Origin of the sequence: Imperialibacter sp. EC-SDR9 (assembly GCF_902498805.1) — a bacterium.
Taxonomy (GTDB): domain Bacteria; phylum Bacteroidota; class Bacteroidia; order Cytophagales; family Cyclobacteriaceae; genus Imperialibacter.
Genome location: NZ_LR701574.1, coordinates 250,879 through 271,636, shown reverse-complemented (window position 1 = coordinate 271,636; position 20,758 = coordinate 250,879). Strand labels below are relative to the sequence as shown.

The 20,758-nt window shown below is 45.2% G+C and carries 13 protein-coding genes; 10 read left to right on the top strand and 3 right to left on the bottom strand.

Going from position 1 to position 20,758, the window contains the following annotated elements; translation table 11 throughout:
• Positions 1 to 177 precede the first annotated feature (177 nt).
• A complete protein-coding gene (locus GC130_RS02475) occupies positions 178 to 3,627 on the top strand; it encodes a ThuA domain-containing protein (RefSeq protein ID WP_151996670.1) in 3,450 nt (1,149 codons plus the stop codon).
• A gap of 98 nt (positions 3,628 to 3,725) precedes the next feature.
• Positions 3,726 to 4,325, top strand: coding sequence for a DUF1080 domain-containing protein (locus GC130_RS02470; RefSeq protein WP_226940368.1), 600 nt, complete (start codon positions 3,726 to 3,728; stop codon positions 4,323 to 4,325).
• Between the two features lie 595 nt (positions 4,326 to 4,920).
• On the opposite strand, the gene GC130_RS02465 is transcribed toward GC130_RS02470, so the two are convergent.
• Positions 4,921 to 6,258 carry a vanadium-dependent haloperoxidase gene (locus tag GC130_RS02465; RefSeq protein WP_151996668.1) on the bottom strand — a complete coding sequence of 446 codons (1,338 nt, stop codon included), beginning with the start codon at positions 6,256 to 6,258 and terminating at the stop codon, positions 4,921 to 4,923.
• The gene (locus GC130_RS02460; RefSeq protein ID WP_151996667.1) at positions 6,258 to 9,614 is read right to left on the bottom strand and encodes a VCBS repeat-containing protein; all 3,357 of its coding nucleotides are present in this window, start codon (positions 9,612 to 9,614) and stop codon (positions 6,258 to 6,260) included. The genes GC130_RS02465 and GC130_RS02460 overlap by 1 nt, the downstream gene beginning before the upstream one ends.
• A 289-nt stretch (positions 9,615 to 9,903) precedes the next feature.
• Between GC130_RS02460 and GC130_RS02455 the strand changes: the two genes are divergently transcribed.
• The 6 genes from GC130_RS02455 to GC130_RS02430 all read left to right on the top strand — a co-directional run bounded on the left by GC130_RS02455 (position 9,904) and on the right by GC130_RS02430 (position 19,167).
• Positions 9,904 to 11,403, top strand: coding sequence for a PQQ-binding-like beta-propeller repeat protein (locus tag GC130_RS02455; protein WP_151996666.1), 1,500 nt, complete (start codon positions 9,904 to 9,906; stop codon positions 11,401 to 11,403).
• An 810-nt stretch (positions 11,404 to 12,213) separates the two neighbouring features.
• Positions 12,214 to 14,547, top strand: coding sequence for a class I adenylate-forming enzyme family protein (locus GC130_RS02450; RefSeq protein ID WP_193217738.1), 2,334 nt, complete (start codon positions 12,214 to 12,216; stop codon positions 14,545 to 14,547).
• Positions 14,537 to 16,363, top strand: a complete 1,827-nt coding sequence (locus tag GC130_RS02445) for an AMP-binding protein (RefSeq protein ID WP_151996664.1) — start codon at positions 14,537 to 14,539, stop codon at positions 16,361 to 16,363. Before GC130_RS02450 ends, GC130_RS02445 begins: the two co-directional genes overlap by 11 nt.
• A complete protein-coding gene (locus GC130_RS02440; RefSeq protein ID WP_151996663.1) occupies positions 16,360 to 17,259 on the top strand; it encodes an SGNH/GDSL hydrolase family protein in 900 nt (299 codons plus the stop codon). The genes GC130_RS02445 and GC130_RS02440 overlap by 4 nt, the downstream gene beginning before the upstream one ends.
• 2 nt (positions 17,260 to 17,261) lie before the next feature.
• Positions 17,262 to 18,395, top strand: a complete 1,134-nt coding sequence (locus tag GC130_RS02435; protein ID WP_151996662.1) for an MBOAT family O-acyltransferase — start codon at positions 17,262 to 17,264, stop codon at positions 18,393 to 18,395.
• A gap of 322 nt (positions 18,396 to 18,717) precedes the next feature.
• The gene (locus GC130_RS02430) at positions 18,718 to 19,167 is read left to right on the top strand and encodes a KTSC domain-containing protein (protein ID WP_151996661.1); all 450 of its coding nucleotides are present in this window, start codon (positions 18,718 to 18,720) and stop codon (positions 19,165 to 19,167) included.
• A 44-nt stretch (positions 19,168 to 19,211) separates the two neighbouring features.
• Here GC130_RS02430 and GC130_RS02425 read toward each other — a convergent pair whose 3' ends face one another.
• A complete protein-coding gene (locus GC130_RS02425) occupies positions 19,212 to 19,589 on the bottom strand; it encodes a DoxX family protein (protein WP_151996660.1) in 378 nt (125 codons plus the stop codon).
• Positions 19,590 to 19,806: 217 nt separating this feature from the next.
• Here GC130_RS02425 and GC130_RS02420 point away from each other — a divergent pair, with 217 nt between their 5' ends.
• Both GC130_RS02420 and GC130_RS02415 read left to right on the top strand, forming a co-directional pair.
• Positions 19,807 to 20,184, top strand: coding sequence for a hypothetical protein (locus GC130_RS02420; RefSeq protein ID WP_151996659.1), 378 nt, complete (start codon positions 19,807 to 19,809; stop codon positions 20,182 to 20,184).
• A gap of 6 nt (positions 20,185 to 20,190) precedes the next feature.
• The gene (locus GC130_RS02415; protein WP_151996658.1) at positions 20,191 to 20,748 is read left to right on the top strand and encodes a hypothetical protein; all 558 of its coding nucleotides are present in this window, start codon (positions 20,191 to 20,193) and stop codon (positions 20,746 to 20,748) included.
• Positions 20,749 to 20,758: the final 10 nt, after the last annotated feature.

Sequence of the window (20,758 nt, the reverse complement as noted above, 5' to 3'; positions counted from 1 at the left end):
GCGCAAAAATGAGGAAGTAATGTGGCTCTAACAAAGAAATGGACTGGGAAAAGTGATTTTATCCGGGCGTCGGCCTCGGGCCTGAAAAGCTTTCATCCTTCAATTTCTCCATTCATAAACTCTGGAGTCAGAAAGCAACAGGAATAGCCTTACATTTAACTGCTTAAGCGATATCCTATGAAACTACTTCTTTTCTCCAAGCGGCTGCTTTTTGGCTGTGTTTTTTTACTCTCACTGCTAACGCTTGAATCGTGCGACAGTGGCTCAGACGGCCCAAGAGTGTTGGTTTTCTCTGAAACCAAGGGCTACAAGCACGGCTCCATTCCTTATGGTATAGCTGCTATTCAAAAAATGGGGAGCGAGCACGAGTTTGTCGTGGACACTACCCGCAACTCTGACGTATTTACTGACGATAACTTAAAGAAATATAAGGCCGTACTATTCAACTGCACTACTGGCAATGTGCTGAATGCCAAACAACAGGCTGCCTTCGAACGCTATATTCAGGCAGGAGGTGGCTACGTTGGTATTCACTCAGCCGCCGACACCGAATACGACTGGCCTTGGTATGACAAGCTGATGGGAGCCCATTTTTCCAGCCATCCCAGCAATTCCAATATCCAGAAGGGGACTGTTTTGGTCACCGACACCACCCATATTTCAACAAAAGGTCTTCCTGCGAAATGGGAGAGAACTGACGAATGGTACAGCTACAAAGGCTTTTACTCTGAGTTGAATGTGCTCGCCTACCTGGACGAAAACACCTACAATGGCGGTACCAATGGTGCCAATCATCCCATTGCCTGGTACCATGAGTTTGATGGTGGCCGTGCGTTCTACACCGGTGGCGGTCATGTGGAAGAGAGCTTCAGCGACCCTTTATTTCTCCAGCACCTTTACGGTGGCATTCAATATGCCATGGGCGACAATGTGACCCTTGACTATTCTAAGTCATATGCAGTGGAAGCGCCTGAAGAAAACCGCTTCGTGAAGACAATTCTGGTGAATGACCTTGACGTGCCGATGGAAATGGCCATTGCTGACGACGGACGCCTTTTTTACACTGAAATGTTCAACGGCAAGCTTTGGATGTTCGACACAAAGAGTGGGGAGAACAAACTGGTGCATCAGCTCGATGTGATGAACAAAGGAGGCACCGGACTGATAGGAGTGACGCTTGACCCGGACTTTGCCAGCAACGGACACATTTATCTGTATCACTCACCACCGATGGAGGGGGAACCATTTTTCTTCCATTTGTCCCGATTTGTGGTAACTGCCGACAACACACTAGACCTGAATTCGGAAAAAGTGCTCTTGAAAGTGCCGGTGCAGATCAACAGCGGGGCACACCACGGTGGCTCACTGGCCTTCGACAAGGATGGTAACCTTGTACTGTCAACTGGCGATGGTACCACACCGTTTCCTTCGAATGGCTATGCACCCATTGATGAAAGACCCGAGCCGGAGTATTTCCCCATGGATGCCCAACGCTCGGCTGCCAATACCAACGATTTCAAAGGTAAGATTTTGCGGATTCGTCCGCAGGAAGATGGGACGTACACTATTCCAGAAGGTAATTTGTTTGCGCCTGGTACAGAAAAGACTTTGCCTGAAATTTATGCGATGGGTTGCCGCAATCCGTACCGGATAGCCATCAACCCTAAAACAGGAACCATCTATTGGGGCGAAATAGGGCCGGATGCAGGTGAAGACAGTATACAAGGCCCAAGAGGATATGATGAATTTAACCAGGCCAAAAAGGCTGGTAATTTCGGGTGGCCTTACTTTGTCGGGAATAACTATGCTTATGCGGAGTGGGATTTTGCCACGAATACCGCAGGTCCCAGTTACGACGCCTCCGAGCCAGTTAACAATTCTCCCAATAATACTGGATTGACGAACTTGCCAAGCCCAAGTCCGGCCATGATCTGGTACCCTTATGCTGCCTCTGAAGACTTCCCCGAGCTAGGCAAAGGAGGACGGAGTGCTATGGCAGGCTCTTTTTACACATACAACGCTGCACAGAAGTCACCAAGCGGCTTTCCTGAGTATTTTGATGGTGGTTTGTTTGTGTTCGACTGGATGAGAAACTGGATCATGGTGCTGCGGTTTGATGAAAACGAGAACTACGTGCGCAACGAGCCTTTTATGACCAACAATGGCGACTTCCGCAGACCTATCGACATGGTGTTCAGCAAGGAAGGCGTGATGTATATGCTGGAGTACGGGTCGGTATATGGCGCAGATAATGATGACGCCAGGCTGATCAGAGTAGAGTACAATACGGGCAACCGGGCACCAATAGCCAGCGCCAGCATTGTCGATTCCGTAGCTATGGCGGAAAAGAGGGCCAAAGCTTTTGTGACGTCTGAATCACGCTACAGAGGCCCGTCGGAGATCGCTGGAGTGGCACCACTGGCGGTGAAGTTCAGCAGCGCTGGAACAACCGACTATGATGATGACGATGAAATAAGCTTCCAATGGTTGTTTGACGGGAAAACGGTGGGAGCTACTGAACGCAACGCAAGCTATACCTACGAAACACCCGGACTGTACAATGCGGTATTGCGGGTAATTGATAAAGCTGGTGCCGTTGGTTCGGACACTGTGCTGGTGAGAGTGGGCAACGAGCGGCCAAAGGTGGCAGTTGAAACGGCTGGCAACAAGTCATTTTTCTGGGACAATAATCCGTCTTTCTCTTACAAAGTGGTGGTAAACGATAAGGAAGAAGGGGGCATACCCGTTTCAGCAGTGACTGTATTGTTTGACTACAATCCCATGCCAAGTATGGCAGCAGCGGAAACAGTTGGTCATCAGGCAGTGCTGGGGGATAACTCTCTGGGTAAATCACTTATTGAGGCCAGCGATTGCAAGGCCTGCCATACTGTAAAAGACATTTCCGTTGGGCCCGCCTACCTGAAAGTGGCAGAAAGATACAAGGGAGATCCTTCGGCAGTCAATACATTGGCCAGAAAAATTATTCAGGGCGGTGGCGGCAATTGGGGTGACGTGCACGTGATGGCAGCCCACCCGCAGATTCCTATGGATGATGCGAAAGAGATTGTTAATTATATTCTATCACTGGCAAACCCGTCAACAGCTGCTACCTTGCCGGCGGAGGGTAAGGTGGCTTTGAACAAGCACAAAAAAGACGACAGGCGTGGCGTGTACAATCTGTTGGCTACTTATACCGATAAAGGAGCCAACGGTGTGGGGCCTTTGACCGGCTCAGAGCTAGTTACACTTCGAAACGCCAGGGTGAGCACGGTATTTGCAGATGCACACGAAGGCTTCCCACGGTGGGGAAACAGCTTGAGTCAGGGAGGCCATAAATCCTATATTCTCCTGAAGAACATTGACATGACTGGCATCAAAGGATTCAGCTACGAGTATGCAGCAGACAAGAAAAATGGCTATATAGAAGTGAGGCTAGACTCATATGCCGGGCCCATTGTCAGCAAAACAGATTTTGATGCCACTGGTTCCTGGGGTGAGAATGGTACAGTTAGCGGAACACTGGAAAAGGCGCTGGAGGGGCGGCATGATATGTATTTCTTCATTATGAAACCAGAAAAGCCGAATGACAACCTGGCCGTATTGAAAACGATTCAATTTGAAAAATAGCCTTTGCTCTGCTAAGTTTCGCCTCTGGAGCCGACAGCAGGTAATACAATTTAATAGCTAATACAGATATACTTAAACAATAAGCAACAATGAAAAGAATGAAATTAACGAGGTTATCGTTGGCGATTGGCCTGGCGCTTTTGATGACTAACGGGGCGTTTGCTCAAAAGTCCATTTTCAATGGCAAGAACCTGAAAGGGTGGAAGATTTACGGCACTGAAAAGTGGTTTGTAGAAGACGGCTTACTGGTTTGCGAAAGTGGGCCTGACAAAGGATACGGCTATTTTGCAACAGAGAAAACTTACAAGGACTTTGACCTTACGCTCGAGTTTCAGCAGGAAGCCAATGGGAACAGCGGTGTGTTTTTCAGGTCGAGCATTGAGGGCACAAAGATCACGGGCTGGCAGGCAGAAGTGGCACCTCCGGGACATGATACCGGCGGAATTTACGAATCCTACGGCAGAGGCTGGTTGATCAAGCCAGACCCTGAAAAAGACAAGGCACTGAAGATGGGGGAGTGGAACACCATGCGCATCAAGGTGGTGGGCGATGAAGTGACGACGTGGGTGAACGGCACGGAAATGATTTCATTCAAAGACGAGAAGATTGGGCAGGCAACGGGGTCAATTGCCCTTCAAATTCACGACGGAGGTGGTATTCGTGTGAAGTGGAGAAACATCAAGATCAAAGAGCTTTAAGGCGCATATAAACGATACTTTTTGCCATTTATTTCGGTTCGAAAAATTAATAGAAATATTGGTTCCTTCTCTTTGCCAAAAAGTGTTGAATGCTCTAACTTCGTATTAAATCCTGAGCAGGCAGATGGTCCTAAACCTAACATGAATACAATGCCGGGTTAACCTTCTTGCCAAAACCAGGCCTCATCCGCCATCTGGCGGACCTCGTCTTCGGGCAGGTTAACAGTGGAAGGTTGCGATAAGGAGGAGCCTAAATCTTGTCTAAAAGAGGTTTAGTTACCTCATTCCTGAGCAGGTAAAAAGCTTTCGGGTTCGCTCGAAAGCTTTTTTGTTTTCAGTCTCACCGGGTAGAAGGCAGCGATTACGGATCAGACGGAAAATCTGGGGAGCAAGCCTCAAAAGGAACGTTATTCGATTCAGCAAATAGGCTGCAATAAAAAAGCAAAACTGGTTCAATGTGTCTCGCCCGGCCGGGCTTCTCCAGTCGGATAGGCTTGGACCTTTTGCTTTTTTATTTAGCAGCACACCGATCCATTCAATCCCCAAGAATACAGATTGGTACATATTCGATCAGGCAGAAATACCCGCTACTTTTTCAGTTTGTGCCCTTGCTGGCTGGCTTCAGAACTTTGTTGATGGAGTTTGTGCCCACAGCCCGGCCTTGCTTCACACCCTCATCGCAGGCGTCTCGGTAGTGAATGCCTCCGTAAAGCCTTGAAATGGCTGCCTCTGCGGCAGCTTCGTAAAAGGAATTGAAGTCCCTTTCCGGTAATCCAAAATACACCTCAGAGTCGTCTCTAAAAGCGAAATTATCGCCGAGAAGCGTTGTGAGCACAACAGAAGAAGCAGCAGACACTACGCTGTGCCCACTGGTGTATTCAGGAAACGGAGGTGTTTGGAGAATTGGTCGCCATTCGGAATCAATGTACTTGTTGATCATGGTTTCAGGCCTGATCCTGTCACTCCGGTATTTTTCATCCCAACAGCTTATAAAAGCATCGTGGAGGGTAGTGCCCACCATGGCATGCACAAAAATGGTGGAGTCGAAGGGAATATCTGCCTTTTCACAAGCGATACCGGTAATACCCATCCAGTGGCCGCCAGGAGAGATCTTCTTTAATCCGATGGCCATGTGGCCTGAATAGGTCACGGCAAAGGGGTTGCAGTCCCAAAAGCTGGCGATAAGCTTCTGCCCAGGCGTCAGGTTCTTCACAACGTCATACACCTCCATGGTTTGCTTAAAAAACGAGCTGGCGGTATCGAGGCTGAAAGGAGCAGGGGCTGTTGGTACAAACTGGTCGTACGACTCGAGAAAGAACGGTCTGATGGTTTTCCATTGCGGCTCAATGGCCGACATATATTCAGGGGGTGTGGGGTACCACCGACCTTCCTCTTTGCTTGGCGTGTACCTGGTATAGGTGCTCAACTTATTGTACCCGTCGCTTTTGGCATACCGAATGATTTGGTCTGCTATTTCAATGGCGTACTTCTTGTTGGCTTCAACAGAACGAGATGAAAGCTTGTATTGCTCTTTGAACTGTGTTTCCAGCTGCTCCTGATTGGTTTTGAGCAGGTAGCCCGACGGCATGATCTTTTTCCCCACCTCCAGCATGGCATAGGTGGCGGCAAAAGTCAGGTCAAAGCCTTTTGCGGAGTAGGTGGCATGAACGCCCGGGTTTACTTTGAAGTTTGGGCCAATTTGAGGAATGTCGCTACCACTGGTGCTAGCTATATAGTAAGCGCCCAGCATTGCATAAGCATAAAACCGGCTGGCAGCAGGTGGGTTAGCCACATCATGAAGCATCACCTCCGACAGGTGGAAGGCGTTCTCGGCGAACACTTTGGCCGCTTCCGTATTGCTCAGGCTGGTCTGCGCCGAGCCCGTAAATTGCATAGCGCTCAGCAAAACACCCAGTATAACCGTCTTTCTCATCACTTATTCAATTTATACGCTTCGATACCCACATTATTCACACCCACGAGCAGGAACTGCTCACCTGCCACATCTATCACGTCAAGCGACTTGGTATCTCCGGTGAACCTGAAGCCTGATTTTGACTGCGATACATATTTGAAATGTCCCTTGCCGTCACCTTCGTACAGTTGGCCGAAGTTAGCGTCGATCACCCCCATGCGAATGCGAATCGAGCTTTGATTACCCGCAACAACCAAATCCATGTTGCCGTCTTCGTTGTAGTCAACCATCGTCATTGCATAAACAGGAGCGAACTGTGCTTCATCCGGTAAGGCGTGAGGAATGAGTTTGCCATCTCTGTTTTCCAGGTACATACTCCGCAGCTCGGTAGCCTTCAGTTCTTTTGCATCCTTTAAGTCAGCTTTTGAGAAGATGGTGCTCAACCTGGCATCGGCATAGGAAGAGTAGTCGGTATACTTGCTTCGCATGGCATAGATTTGATCAAGTAATTCATCTCTGCTGGCAAATGGAACCGACTCCCCTTCAATGTAGTAGTTGAGGATGGGGTCTACCGACCCATTGTTGTCGAAGTCTTTGTAAACAAGGGTAATGGGCTCTTTTTCGCTTGCATGGAGCTGGGTGTTTAGCCCGAAGTTCCCCACAACAATATCAGGGTCGCCGTCTTTATCAAAATCATGCACTATCATTTTATTCCAGAGACCTGAGATTGGCTTGTCGAAATATTGGTTGGTCGATCGCTCCAGCGATTTTCCCTGCTTATTAATGAACACTTCAATGGCCATAAACTCTCCAACGACAACCAGGTCGTCCCATTTGTCGCCATTCAAATCCACCCACGAAGCATCAGTGACCATTCCTATCGCACCCAGCTCTTTGGCCTTTGCGGCAGTCACATCCACAAACTTGCCGTTTCCTTCGTTCTCAAGGAAGAAGCTTTGAGGCACTTCCGGATACCTGCCAGGAATCACCCTTCCGCCGAGCACAAGATCCATGTCACCATCTTTGTCAAAGTCGGCGTAGGCAATACATGATTTGCTCACGAGCATGTCAGGCAAGGCATCTGTCGCTTTGGTGAAATTTCCCTTTCCGTCGTTCAGGTAAAGCCTGTCTTGTGTGGCTTTATCTTTCTCACTGTAATCATTGTAGCCACCGCTAACGAGGTAAAGGTCGAGGTCTCCGTCCTTGTCGGCGTCAAAGAAGCTGGCACCTGCATCAGTGTATTGCAGGTCGGCTTGCGTTACCGGGAAGTTGGCAGGATCAAACGAACCAGATGCAGATTGAATGAATAGCATGCCCGGGTTTTCTTGTGCACCACCCACGAAGATATCTTCTCTGCCATCGCCATTCACGTCGCCTGTAGTCATAATGGGGCCGCAGTTAGTAAGCATGGTCATCAGGAGTGGCTGCCGCTTGAAGTCGTTGAAACCATACTCGAGATGTTCATAATAGACAGGGCATTCCACTCTTGAAAAGTTAGTTGGCTCAAAAGCTGCTTTGGCAGACACAAATAGGTAAGGCTTTTCGAGATTTTTTTCCTCTATTGTGATCGTTTGATTCGCAGTAATACCTGAAAGCTTCTGCTCGGCACCAGTCAGCCATTTCACTCGGATTGAGTCTATTTTGTTCTGCTGCCCAAGCCCGACATGAAGCCTACCGGTAACCGACGATTGAAAGCCTCTGGTAGGCATTTGCTCAAAATACTGCACCTGTCCGCCTGCATACACATGCACTTTGGCACCGTAGCCTCTGGAGTTTTTAGAAAGTCCCTTGAGCGTAATGCCGAGGTAGTTGCGGTCGGGATGCCGTTGTTGGGTTTGATTTCTATAGATAGAAACAGCGTTGTTTTGATTGTTGACGATCAGGTCAATATCGCCATCGTTGTCAAGGTCGGCATAAGCTGCGCCACTGGAAAAGCCCGGATTGGCGAAGCCCCAGTCGTCGCTCATATCCTTGAACGTCAGGTTTCCATTATTTTTGTAGATGTAGTTATGTACGGGGGTGGATGTCATGGTGGAAACCAGATGAAAGGTGTCGGCAGGCTGCTTTTCTCTGGCCATATCAAAGAAGTAGTCGCCCTTGTATTTCAGGAAGTCACGGTTGGTGTAGTCACGGAAATAGCCATTGCTAATAAAGAGGTCTTTCCAGCCGTCGTTGTCGTAGTCGGCGAAGAGAGGAGACCAACTCCAGTCGGTATTGGAAATACCCGAGAACTGGCCTATTTCGCTGTAGGTGCCATCGGTGTTGTTCAGATGGAGCATGTTGCGCATGTTTTGGAAATAGAAGCCGTTGATGACCAGCAGGGCAAAATGCTCGTAGTTCTCCGGTCCATACAACAGCTTTTGGCGTTTGTTGTCCTCCGGCAGCATGTCGAGCGTGTAAATGTCGGGCCAGCCGTCGTTGTTGATGTCGCTGATATCGCAGCCCATAGAGAAATAGGAGATGTGCTGCATGTAGTTGGTCATTTCGTCGGCAAAGGTGCCGTCGCCGTTGTTGATGTAGAGGTAGTCGGGCTCTACGTAGTCGTTGGATACGTAAATGTCCTGAAAACCATCCTGGTTCACATCGGCAATGTTGACGCCCAAACCGAAACCAAGTGGGTTGCCTTTGATGCCAGCTGCGGCGCTGATGTCGACAAAGTGCCCGTTGTCGTTCCGGTAAAGCTTGTCGCCAGCGTAGGGATCACGTGTTTCTTTTGCCTTGGCAAACTCAAACTCACGGATCACGGTAATGTTGTGATTGAGCAGGTACATGTCCAGGTCACCATCATTGTCGATGTCGAAAAAGGCTGAGTGCGTGCTGTGCGATGGGTCATCCAATCCATATTCCGCTGCCTTTTCTGTGAAGGTCAGGTCTTTGTTATTGATGAAGAGTTTATTCCTTCTGGTATCGGGAGCAGTTTTTCCTGAAAGGCACACATAAATGTCGAGCCAGCCATCACCGTTAATATCTACCATGTTTGCACCAGTTTTCCATCCCTGGCTTACAGCAGTGCCCGATGATTTTGTGATGTCTTTGAAAGAGAAGTTTCCCTGATTAAGGTAGAGCTGGTTTTCTACCATATTGCCAATGAGGTACACATCGTCCAACCCATCATTGTTGATGTCGCCAATGGCCACACCGCCGCCGTTGTAGAAGTATTCGTAGGTGAGCACGTTGGCAGTAGGACTCTCCGTCAACATGTTCTTGAATGTAATGCCTGTTTTAGCTGTGGGCATCAGCTCAAAAAGCGGCCCTTTTTGTTGGGAAAAGGATAATGTGCTTGTGAAAGACAGTGCTATGATTAAATTGACAATCAAATAATTATTGATCGAGATAGCGCTGAATTGATTCAATATATATCTACGGGTGTCCATCGGGGAAGAAGTAAAAATCCAACATCGCAATTCGTAAGGGTTCAATTCTCAAATATGGCTGCATTTTATCAAATGCGGGTCAGAGATTTGGATATTTCTTCGATCCAAACCAAACACAAGTTAATGTTTATAAAAAGCATATGGTAGTGCTTAAAAGTTTTTTTAAACAGTGTTGTTGCACCTGCTGCGCCGGGGCCTATTTTACCGGCGTTGAAAGGTGTTGCTAGCCTCCATTTGTTTAGCTTTATGTTCGTTTTTCAATACTTTAGCGGCCGAAACGGCCATCACTATGAAATTTTTCCATCAACTGTTGCTCTTGCTTGTTGCGTGTTTCTGCGTGGCAGTTACCTCCTGCAAAAAAAAGAAAACAGAAGTAGCCTGGGTGCAGGATTTCTCTATCATTGGTTCTCAGTCGTCGCCACGTGCCGCTGACCTTAATCGGGATGGTGTGTTGGATATTGTGATGGGTGCCGGGAAGAACGAATACCAAAAGTCAGAATTTGGTGTGATGGCGCTGGACGGAAAGACTGGCGAGTTGATTTGGAGGCAAGAAACCACTGACCAGGTGTTTGGTTCGGCGACACTCTACGACGTGAACGGTGACCAGGTGCCAGAGGTGTTTATTGGCGGCAGGTCGCCTCACCTGAGAGCGCTGGATGGAAAAACCGGCAAGTTGATTTGGGCCTATGACCATGAGTTGTACCAGGAAGACTCCATCCTTCAGTATGCCCGCTTTAATTTTTACAACAGTGTGCTGGTACCTGACCAGAATGGTGATGGCCTAAAGGACTTGCTGATCGTCAACGGTGGCAATTCCAAGGTTGAGCCATTTTCCACCAGCAATAGATTTCCTGGCGTATTGATGCTGATGGACACCAAAACCGGTGAGATTCTGGCAGCAGACACGATGCCCGATGGTAAAGAGTCGTACATGTCGCCTATTGCGTTTCAGCAGCCGGGCAGCAACGACGTTACTATCCTGTTTGGAACAGGAGGGGAGACGATCTCAGGGAGCCTGTATGTAACTACCCTGGCAGCTTTAAAAGCTCGTCAGCTCTCTAAAGCCAAAATCCTGGTGACGGAAGTTGGCCACGGCTTCATTGCACCGCCTTCTATAGCAGATATCAATGGAGACGGCTTTTATGACCTTGTAGCTATTTCACATGCCAGCAGCATAATTGCTATTGATGGCAAAACCGAAAACCTCATTTGGACGAAAAGGATTGACAATTCAGAGTCGAGCAACAGCTTTGCAGTAGGCTATTTCACTGACGATGACGTACCCGACTTCTTTACGTTTGTGAGCAGGGGTGCCTGGCCGGAGAATACCGGATCAGTGCAGGTGATGGTTGACGGGAAAACTGGTGAGGTCGCCTACATGGCCGAAATGGGCTGCACTGGGTTTTCTTCGCCAGTGGTTTATGACCTCAATGGCGATGGAACCGATGAGGCGATTATCAGTATTAACGAATTTGACTGTGCCGAGGGGTTTGTGAACAAGAAATCAAGTGAGATACTTACAAAGCTTGTTGCGATTAATTTTACAGATAAATCAGTCATTCCCATTGACCAGCTCAATGGATTCAAGAATATCTTCTCAACACCTTACATTGGAGACATGGATGATGATGGCTACCTCGATATTGTTCATTGTCAGTACTTCAATCCCACCTCTGACTTGATGGTTTTTCTTGGCATGAAGATCAAGCGCATATCAACGGGTATCGAAATAGAAGAACCTGTGCGATGGGGGGGCTATATGGGTTCGAATGGAGATGGGGTGTTTTGAGTTTGGCAGGCTGTAATTTGAATTCTAATGAATTCTAAATCCACCCAAATTTTATCTGAATTTCTTCACTATTCTGATCAGAGGAGTTGAAATAATAAAATGATTTTTCTAGGTTTGAGTATTAAAATTGCTGCCTTTCTGATATAAGAACTTGTAGTTTGTTGGCCAGATCAGCCACGGAATTTTTTATTGTAAGACTTGGTCACGTCGACCAAGAATTGGTTCCCGGTGATGGGATTCCTTGAATATTATTTTTGTTATTATTTTTTCTGATACATGAGTGAGCAACTACGGAGCTATAGATGTCCATTTTGTTCTTCCGCACTTTCTCGTCAGAGTTTGTCGAGTGATAACGACTCTCTAGAAGGCGACTTGATAAAATGCAGTACCTGCCACGTCCAAATCCCGGTCGTTAACGGCATCGTCTATTTTACGGAATCAGACAGTGATGTCTACCTCAATGATGATTCTTGTTTTGATCGTGTTAAAGACCTTATTATTGAAAAAAGGCCTGACTACAGAAACTTCATGCGAGTCAAACAGTGGAGAAAGACACTCGACCCTTACTCTGCCTTTCAACCATTTAATGAGTCTTCAAGATCAATATATCCTTTCTTACATCTAATAAGTGCCAACTTAAAGGCTGGCGATGTAATCATTGATACTTGGTGCCGTACAGGTTGGAGTTCGCTCTTTTTAGCTGGGCTGTTTCCCAATCAAAAAGTGATATCCATATGGGAAGGAAACAAGGACACTCTTGGCTATCAGGGGTTTGATTTTTGGCTCGGCAAAACGGTGAGACCTACTAATTTGGAAATAGTTTTTCACGACTTAAACAAGCCCCTCCCGTTTCAGAGCGATACAGCCAGTTTCATTTACGGACTAGACACACTTCACAGGTACGACCAGAAGGTTTTAGTACCTGAACTACTCAGGGTTCTTAAAGATGACGGTATACTCATTTTTCCTCATATTCATCTGACCAACTCGGAGCCAGAGCCTTTCTTCGAAAGGGGTGAAAGGCAGCTTCATGGAATGGCTTACGAGTCGTATTTTAGTAAAGTTCTTGCAGGCAGAGGTCATAAGGCTTTCGTTCTGTCCGAGCCTGAAATGTTTTCCCTGGCTCAACCCACAAGCATTGTCAGTGACCCTGGCACCAAAGACTACAATGCAATGGTCGCAATATTGCCCGACAAACTTGCGGGTGAGAAACTGAGGCCATTTGACTACAAAAAATACAGTACTGACGAGCTTCGAATTCTGATCAATCCTTTCTTTGTGTATGATCTTTCGAACCAGGCCGTTACTCTTGATCGAGAGCATCTAAATGGAATGGTTGGACACATGATGGATCGGCACCCCGTTTATATTAAAAAGGTGCAATCGACGCATGGTTTCAAACTAACTGAAGAGCAAACTAAAATTATATACCTGTCGCAGCATGGTTACTCGGTGAATCAACTGATTGAAAAATTTGGATTTGACAGATCAGGGATATTCGTGGCTATCGACGAGCTTATAGAAAAGGACATATTACAAGTACTTCCAATTTCTGAGCAGGCAGTGTTGTTGCAGCAATATCATTCGAAGCAGACGGTCAACACGCTCCATTCTGATCATACGATAGCTCATTTGTTGGCTCGAGCCAGCCTAATGTACAGTGATCAACCAGTGATAATAAATAGCCAGGATGATAGTGAAATAAGCTTTGAAGAAGCGAATGCGCTTACTGAAGCTATTCAGGCTAGGCTGAGGGCGGCTGGCCTTAAAAAAGGCAGCTTGATATGTATTTCTTCAAAACCCCACTTTGAGGCAATCTTGGTGTATTGGGCCGCCACAGGAATGGGGCTAAAGGTGAGTATAATTAACTCCAGCCTGCCACTACATATTAAGGAAGATATACTAAAGGAGGCCCCTCCAAGTCTTGTTTTTGCTGACACAGAGTTAAGGCTGCGTTTAGAAACCCAGGTGGTGGTTTTTGATAACGAGGAAATAGATATCCCTTCTTTATTCTCAAACTGGCTGCAAGATGATTTCGAAGTAGCTCACTCAGCTAATGAGGAGTTGAAGCCAGATGATGTGGCTACCGTTCTTTATACTTCTGGCAGCACGGCGAAACCCAAAGGGATAGAACTTGTTAATAGCGCCTTGTACGAGAGTGGCAAACTTTTAGCGGAATCATATCATTGGAAATCTTCAGATCGTATTTTAATGTCGGCTGAATTGGATTCTATGAGTGGCCTTCGAAACGTCTGCGTTGCGCCATTGTTTGCAGGAGTAACCATTGTGACTCCTAAGACTAGCAGCAACAATACTGTTCTAAGCTTAATGGATGAAATCCAAATGCATGAAGTCACTATATTAACAGCAACTCCGGCGTTGATTAGCCAAATCCTGAAAATAGGAATGCGTGCTAAAGCCCAAATTTCTAGTGTATCCAGAATTATATGCACTGGAGCCAATTTACCCCCCTCGCTAATCAGTGAATTCCACAACGTATTTGGGATTCCAATTTACAACTACTATGGACTAACGGAAACCACGGGATTTTGTCTCGGGGAGCCTGTTGATAGGAAAGAAGGAAAGGAAGGATCGATAGGGGTTGAAATAGATTCTATCGCACAAATAGTGGATGATCACGATGACCTTGTGGCACCTGGAGAGATAGGAAATCTCCGAATCTATTCAGACAGGCACATGAAAGGTTATCTGACTGACTGCGAATCAAACTTAGTTCTTGAAGATGGGTGGCTCTACACCGGCGACCTTGCAATCAGAGACTATGATAGTTACTATTATCTCAAAGGAAGAAAACGAGACATGATAAAGAATGAAAGTGGAGAAATCGTGTATTTCAAAGAAGTGGAAGACTGCCTGTCAAAATATGAAGGAATAAAGGATGCGCTTGTTGGCAGCATGTCAGAAAAGGGTCTAGAATATCTAGTGGCTTTTTACGTGGTCACCGACCAGAGGACGCAAAAACCAACAGATCAGGAATTAAAACTGCACCTTTCAAATCTGCTGGGGAAAGGTAAAGTTCCAAGGACAATCATTGAAGTTGAAAAATTTATTTTAAACCAGCGGGGAAAAATTGACAAAAAGAAAATGTTAGCGACTCTTAATTCTGGACACCATGCAAGTTGAAAGTTTCAAAGGCTTTATTGAAGCGCTTGCCGAAGATAGAGTCTCCAAAAAAGTTTTTTTAAAATCGAATACTTCTGAATATACATACGGGAATCTGCTGACAAGGATAAGGCGAGTATCTGGTGCGGTTAAGAATTGTGGTATATCGCCGGGAGATAATGTGGTGATCTCTGTATCGGACGACTTCGAAATGATCAGCTGCTTTCTTGCGTTGCTAGCTAACGGCATAACGGTGGTTCTTATTGATCCTGATGCAAAAAAGGAAAGGGTTAAAAAGATTCTAAGTACAGTTTCAATTCACGGATGGATTTGTAGCAAAGAAAATGCAGATGCCTGGGAGCTTCCGGAAACAAGCCTGGCCTTTTCGGTGGAAGCCCAGACCGGATCCTCAAGTAAATTACTTAACAAGCTCTTGAAAAAAGAAACTAGTCTACAAAAAAATACTTTTGAGTTCTATTTGAAAGATATCGAGGAATCTGATGATTTTAGAGCCGTAAGTAATAATGAAATCGCCTATATCATTTTTACGTCTGGCTCAACAGGTAACCCAAAAGGAGTACCAATTTCTCATGGGAATATTCTTGCCCATCTCAAAACCCTTTCAAATCAGTATGAGCTAAGCCAAAGCTCCGTGATAATGAATTTTCTGTCTCTCTATCATGCCGACGGATTAGTTCAAGGAGCCCTGTTAGCCACTTACAATCACGTTTCATTAATACGACCGTTCAAGTTTGAAATTGCAAAAATTCCTCATTTACTAGACGCTGTTTACAAATTCAAAGTTTCCCATTTTGTGACCGTCCCAACAATGCTTGTGCTTATCAACAAGTATTCGGAGGGATATGAAAAATGCTTTGAAACTAACGATTTCAAGTATTTGATATCTTCTGCATCTTTTCTGGAGAGTGGGCTTTGGAATGAAACAGTGCAGCGCTTTCAAGTAAAGCTTGTAAATGTTTATGGGCTGACAGAGACAGTGGCAGGAGGTTTGTTCGCCGGGCCCTCTCCGGATAGCGTGATTATCGGTTCTGTCGGGAAACCTGTAGATTGCGAAGCGGCTATCTTTGATAGAGATGGTAGAGAACTGGGAGAAAATGTGACCGGAGAACTGGGTTTAAAAGGCGACAATGTCTTCAAGTCCTACTTAAATTCAGATGATAATAATTTTCACCAGAGGTTCTTTATGACCGGTGATTTGGCATTTCGTGACCCTTCTGGTATTTATTATATCAAGGGTCGGTTGAAGAATGTCATTATTAAAGGAGGTATTAATGTGTACCCCGAAGAAATCATTGAGATTCTCAATCAACACCCAGATATCCTTGAGGCACACGTGTTCGGTCAGAATGATCCTATTTGGGGAGAAAAGATTTATGCAGCGGTGGTGCTTGAGGCAAACAGAAAGTTGAGCCCCATTGACATCATTGGTTATTGTCAGATGCATATAGAATCGGAAAAACTGCCGTCGGCTATCTATTTTGTAAATAGTCTTCCAAAGGGCCTCTCGGGAAAAGTTCAGATTGATGAGTTAAGAAAGACAATAGCCATGAGCTCAGTGGACGATAATGGCAAATCAGAATCTATTCGTACGGACATTAAAAAGTTGGCGGTTAAGGCCTTTAATACTCAAATTGAAGACAGCGATTTCAGCAAGCACTCAAGCAACATAGTGGGGTGGGATTCGCTTGCACATTTGTCGTTGGCCACAAATGTGGAGGACTATTTCAAAATACAACTGACTACCAAAGATATTTTGGGAATATCGACACTTGAAGCTCTTGAATCAATCGTTCAAAAAAAAGTCGCTGGGCAATGACATCGCCACCTATTAAGGTTTGGATATTGACTTTTGCTATCGCCCTGCTCTGCCTGATTTTTTCGAAGGAGTATTTTACTCATTTGGAGAATGAATATTTTGGTTTGCAGTTGCATAACACTTTTGAGAAAAAGAAAAGTGTCTCAGCCGATCAAATAAGAATCGTTCTTATTGGTAGTTCTCTGATTCATCAGGGACTAAATGACGCTGAAGAAATTGAAAAGAAGTTGAAGGAAAGATACAGTGCGGATTTTTCAGTTGTGAAAGTTTATCGCAGAGGTGGGAGTGTGAGTGACTTCTATCAGAGCGAAATCTTAATTGATGAAATCACAGCATTTAGCCCTCACTACTTATTTATCCAGGAATCCCTGATTACCTTTTACGAAGAAGAAAAATTCACACTCGGCAAGAGAATAAGCACCCGAGCTTTAAGAGAACTGTTTCAAAATGAAGGCAAAAGGTCAAATATAGTTTTTCCTCCAAACGACAATGAACTGCAATTGAATATCGGAGACAGCTTGAAGCTAGATGAAAAACTAAAGGAAATAGAACTAACAAGGGTAATTGATGGTGCAGAGAAGGTTGGATTGGGGAGATTCCTGCGTCAGATGACAGAGAATGACATCAAACTAGTGGCGATCAACATTCCCTACCCCAATAAGTTAGAAAATGTGATGGATTCTCTTCGAGACTCAAGCGCTTACAAAGACTTAGTTGAATGGTACGAGGGTGATTTTGGCTTTGACTTTCTGGACATCGACAGAGACATGCCGTTCAATTGTTACTTTGACCTTGCTCACATGAATCCTAAAGGAGAGCAAATGTATACTAGCTGGTTCATTGACCAGGTCGGAGGGCGAGTGATGCCTTTCGTTAGAGCAAAAAACGAGGAGTAGCAGTGGAAGAACTATCAATCATCCTTCTTGCAACTCTACCCGCACTACTTGGTTGCTGGCTTTTGCCCGAGGACTATCAGATAAAGGCCGTTGGCATGGTTAGCTTTTTTTTGCTTGCATATCTTGATGCTTTGTCATTAGCAGTTCTAGTTACTACAAGCATTTTTACATATTATACGCTTGACAGACTTACAAAAGAAAAATTGGCCATCCTTGTCATTGGTACAATACTAGCAGTCATATTTTTATTTTTCAAAGTTGATTTCGCTTCTCCAGATGATTTTATTCGAAACAGAGCCCTTCCTTTAGGAATGTCCTACTACATTTTTAGGCAATTACATTTTTGTTTGGAAGTGTATAAGGGCAATATTAACGATGTAAAGTTTGCCAGCTTTATGTCTTATTTATTCTTCTTTCCAGTGTTTTTGGTGGGGCCAATTAACCGATATCCGGAATGGGAACGTGAAATCCGCCGAAGGAGATGGGATGCGGATGTCTTTTCGTTAGGTCTGGAGCGAATTTTATACGGATATGTAAAAATAGTTATACTTGGTAACTATTTTATTTCCAATGGGTTGTATAAGTTTATTTTTAACCTGGGAGAGGAACACAAATGGCTGGCCAGTTATCTTGATTGCATTCGATATGCAGCCAACTCATATTTTCAGTTCGCTGGCTATTCTGATATTGCTATTGGTATTTCACTGTTAATGGGAATAAGAGTGGTAGAGAATTTTAACTTCCCCTTCCTTGCAATAAACATAAATGACTTTTGGAAAAGGTGGCATATATCTTTGTCACAATGGTGTAAGGACTACATCTTCCTGCCGATCGCTTCATACACCAGAATGCCAATTATTGCAATCGTTTCATCGATGCTGGTTCTAGGTCTCTGGCACGAAGTTTCTATGAGGTATGTCATTTGGGGAATTTTTCATGGCATTGGAATAGCTGCCTGGCAATTATTCGATAAACATTTTCAATTTGATTTTAGGAACCGGTTAGCTCAAATACTGTGGAGAATCGTATCCGTGATCCTGACTTTCAATTTTGTGGTTGTTAGTTTTGCCTGGATAAAAGAGGGCTCCTTTATCGAAGCATTGGGGGTATTCAGGACGTTGTTATTTTTAAATTAATAGAATGTACACTTTTTTGGTGATGTATGTTGGAAGGAAAGCAGCCAATTGGTTGATCATCTTGTGGTATGTCTTCCTGATCTTACTCGTCTATAACTTCTTAAATGTGCGTGAAGGAGAAATGAGATATCTGGATTTTTGATAAGGCTGTCGGAAGGAAAACAGCAGGTGATAGTAAGGTGAGACAATCAAAAAAAACCGGATGCCGCATGCAAAATATAGAAATCGAAGCAGAGGAAAATTTGCCTGCTCAATTTTAGCGCTACCTCGCTTTCGATCATTTAAATCTCTAGCTTTGCAGCCGAATTAACCGAGGGCAGCAATGAAGCGCATCAATGAATACAGGAAACTGTTTAATGCTGAGGCAGATACAGACCTTAAACAACTAAAAACCACTTACAGGAACCTGGTGAAAGAGTGGCATCCTGATAAGTTTCAGCAGGATGATGAAAAAGCTGCCGAGGCAAAGCAGAAAAGTTTACAAATCATCGATGCTTACCATTTTCTGGTAAGCATTGCTCCTGAAACCAAAGAAGCCAATTTGGCTGAGTACACCACTACCACAACTGAATCTGGCATCGTCGATTTCAAGCTCAAAGGATTGGTGCTTGAAGTAACCTTTTTAGATGGCACCACCTATGAGTATTTTGGTGTGACAAAGCACGTCTATCAAGGCCTGATCAACTCCGACAAGCCCTACAGGTTTGGCAAGCGAAACATCTTCAACTCGTTTCTTTACAGAAAGTCAAAGAGGAACTTGGAGACCGCTTAAATATCTGGAGATATGCAGCACCGGCTAGTGCCGCATGCCACTGTTTATAACTCAGTTGCTTTCAATTTTTTGTGATAGTAGACGTAAGACAGTGCCTCAATTCCAAATATCACTACCATCATCAGCATGGCAGGTTCAAATCCATCAACAGCAATGCCTGAATACGCAGCGCCTATGAGGTCGAAAGTCAGTCCGGCATATGCCCATTCTTTGACCCTTGGGAATCTGGGTATAAAAAGGGCAATTACACCAAGTGCTTTGGCCACACCAAGGAAGGGAATAATATATTCAGGGTAGCCCAGCTGGCCGGACACCATTTCAACTGCTTCCGGCACAGAAATAATGTCGGGGATAGCGGAAAACATCATGAAGCCGCCAAACAGACTGGTGAATACCCAATAGAGGATGTTGATCCTTTTCATAATAGTTGGTTTAAGTGATAGAACAAATGTACAGCTTGCCTGCTCAATGGCTGCTGGCTGATGTCGCCATTTTAGAGGGGTGTTTGCGGCATGGGATACCAGGAACTGAGCTCTTGGTATTCGCTATTTACTCTTGCGTCTGCGTCAGCATTCTCTTTTGCTCGAAATTTTCCTATTTTGTTGAACGGAATTCATGCCAACCTACTTCAACCAAACTATGAAAAGCATTCTTGTCTATTTACTTATAGCTGCGGCCCTTGGGCTGGCTGCACTTAGCCTTTTTCAAAGCAAAAGAATTAAGAACCTCAGGGAGATTCAAAAAAACTACGAGGCTTTGACAGAGAACTTTGCTGAGCTAAGCAAGAACTACAAAAGCACCCTTTTGAAATACCAGGAAATTAAAATGTCACTTGACCAGACCACAATGAGCCTTGACTCCATTAGCCAGCGCCTGGACAGTGTAAACAGGCAAAGCACGCTACTGATTGCCTCTGCACATGCCAATATCGTGGAGATCATTCAGGAGGTGGATACCCTTGAGTTGGACGATGTGGAAACGATAAGAAGCCTTAGAACGCTCCTCAATGAAAAATAATTGGATATGAGGTATTTAGCCATCTTGTTTTTTATAGTTAGTTACAGCGTGGAAATCCAGGCTCAGGTAAAGGCGTTTACGTCACAGGACACAAAAATGACCTTGTTTCGGGGCGACACAGTGGCCATAGAGGCCGACACTGCTTCTTTACTGAGCTCCAGTGTGATATACCAAATCAATGAACTTACCTATAAGTATGAAGCATTGCTTCAACGGTACAATACGAATATTGGTGTAAACAAACGCTTGCTTACACAACTCACCACGACCAAAGAATCTCTGGAGAAGCTGCTGGACAATAACACCGAGGGCAACGTTCAAATTGGAGCGTTAAATGAAGTCGTGGCCAGGCTTACGAGCTTGTCAGTCAGCCTTAACGATACCAACAAAAACCTTGAAGCAAATACAACCGACCTGGATGCGATGATTCAGGAGTTAAAAGAACAAAACAAGGAGCTGAAGCGGCAGATCAACAAGATGTGGCAGGATAAACTAAAACACATGCTGCTGGGTGGTGCTATTGTGGCCGTCGTCGGGGGTGTGTTGTGGGCTGTGGCCGGGTAGGAAAACCTGT

Coding starts and splice junctions, on each gene's coding strand:
- GC130_RS02475 (WP_151996670.1), top strand. CDS start 178: ATGAAACTACTTCTTTTCTCCAAGCGGCTGCTTTTTGGCTGTGTTTTT.
- GC130_RS02470 (WP_226940368.1), top strand. CDS start 3,726: ATGAAATTAACGAGGTTATCGTTGGCGATTGGCCTGGCGCTTTTGATG.
- GC130_RS02465 (WP_151996668.1), bottom strand. CDS start 6,258: ATGAGAAAGACGGTTATACTGGGTGTTTTGCTGAGCGCTATGCAATTT.
- GC130_RS02460 (WP_151996667.1), bottom strand. CDS start 9,614: ATGGACACCCGTAGATATATATTGAATCAATTCAGCGCTATCTCGATC.
- GC130_RS02455 (WP_151996666.1), top strand. CDS start 9,904: ATGAAATTTTTCCATCAACTGTTGCTCTTGCTTGTTGCGTGTTTCTGC.
- GC130_RS02445 (WP_151996664.1), top strand. CDS start 14,537: ATGCAAGTTGAAAGTTTCAAAGGCTTTATTGAAGCGCTTGCCGAAGAT.
- GC130_RS02440 (WP_151996663.1), top strand. CDS start 16,360: ATGACATCGCCACCTATTAAGGTTTGGATATTGACTTTTGCTATCGCC.
- GC130_RS02430 (WP_151996661.1), top strand. CDS start 18,718: ATGAAGCGCATCAATGAATACAGGAAACTGTTTAATGCTGAGGCAGAT.
- GC130_RS02425 (WP_151996660.1), bottom strand. CDS start 19,589: ATGAAAAGGATCAACATCCTCTATTGGGTATTCACCAGTCTGTTTGGC.
- GC130_RS02420 (WP_151996659.1), top strand. CDS start 19,807: ATGAAAAGCATTCTTGTCTATTTACTTATAGCTGCGGCCCTTGGGCTG.
- GC130_RS02415 (WP_151996658.1), top strand. CDS start 20,191: ATGAGGTATTTAGCCATCTTGTTTTTTATAGTTAGTTACAGCGTGGAA.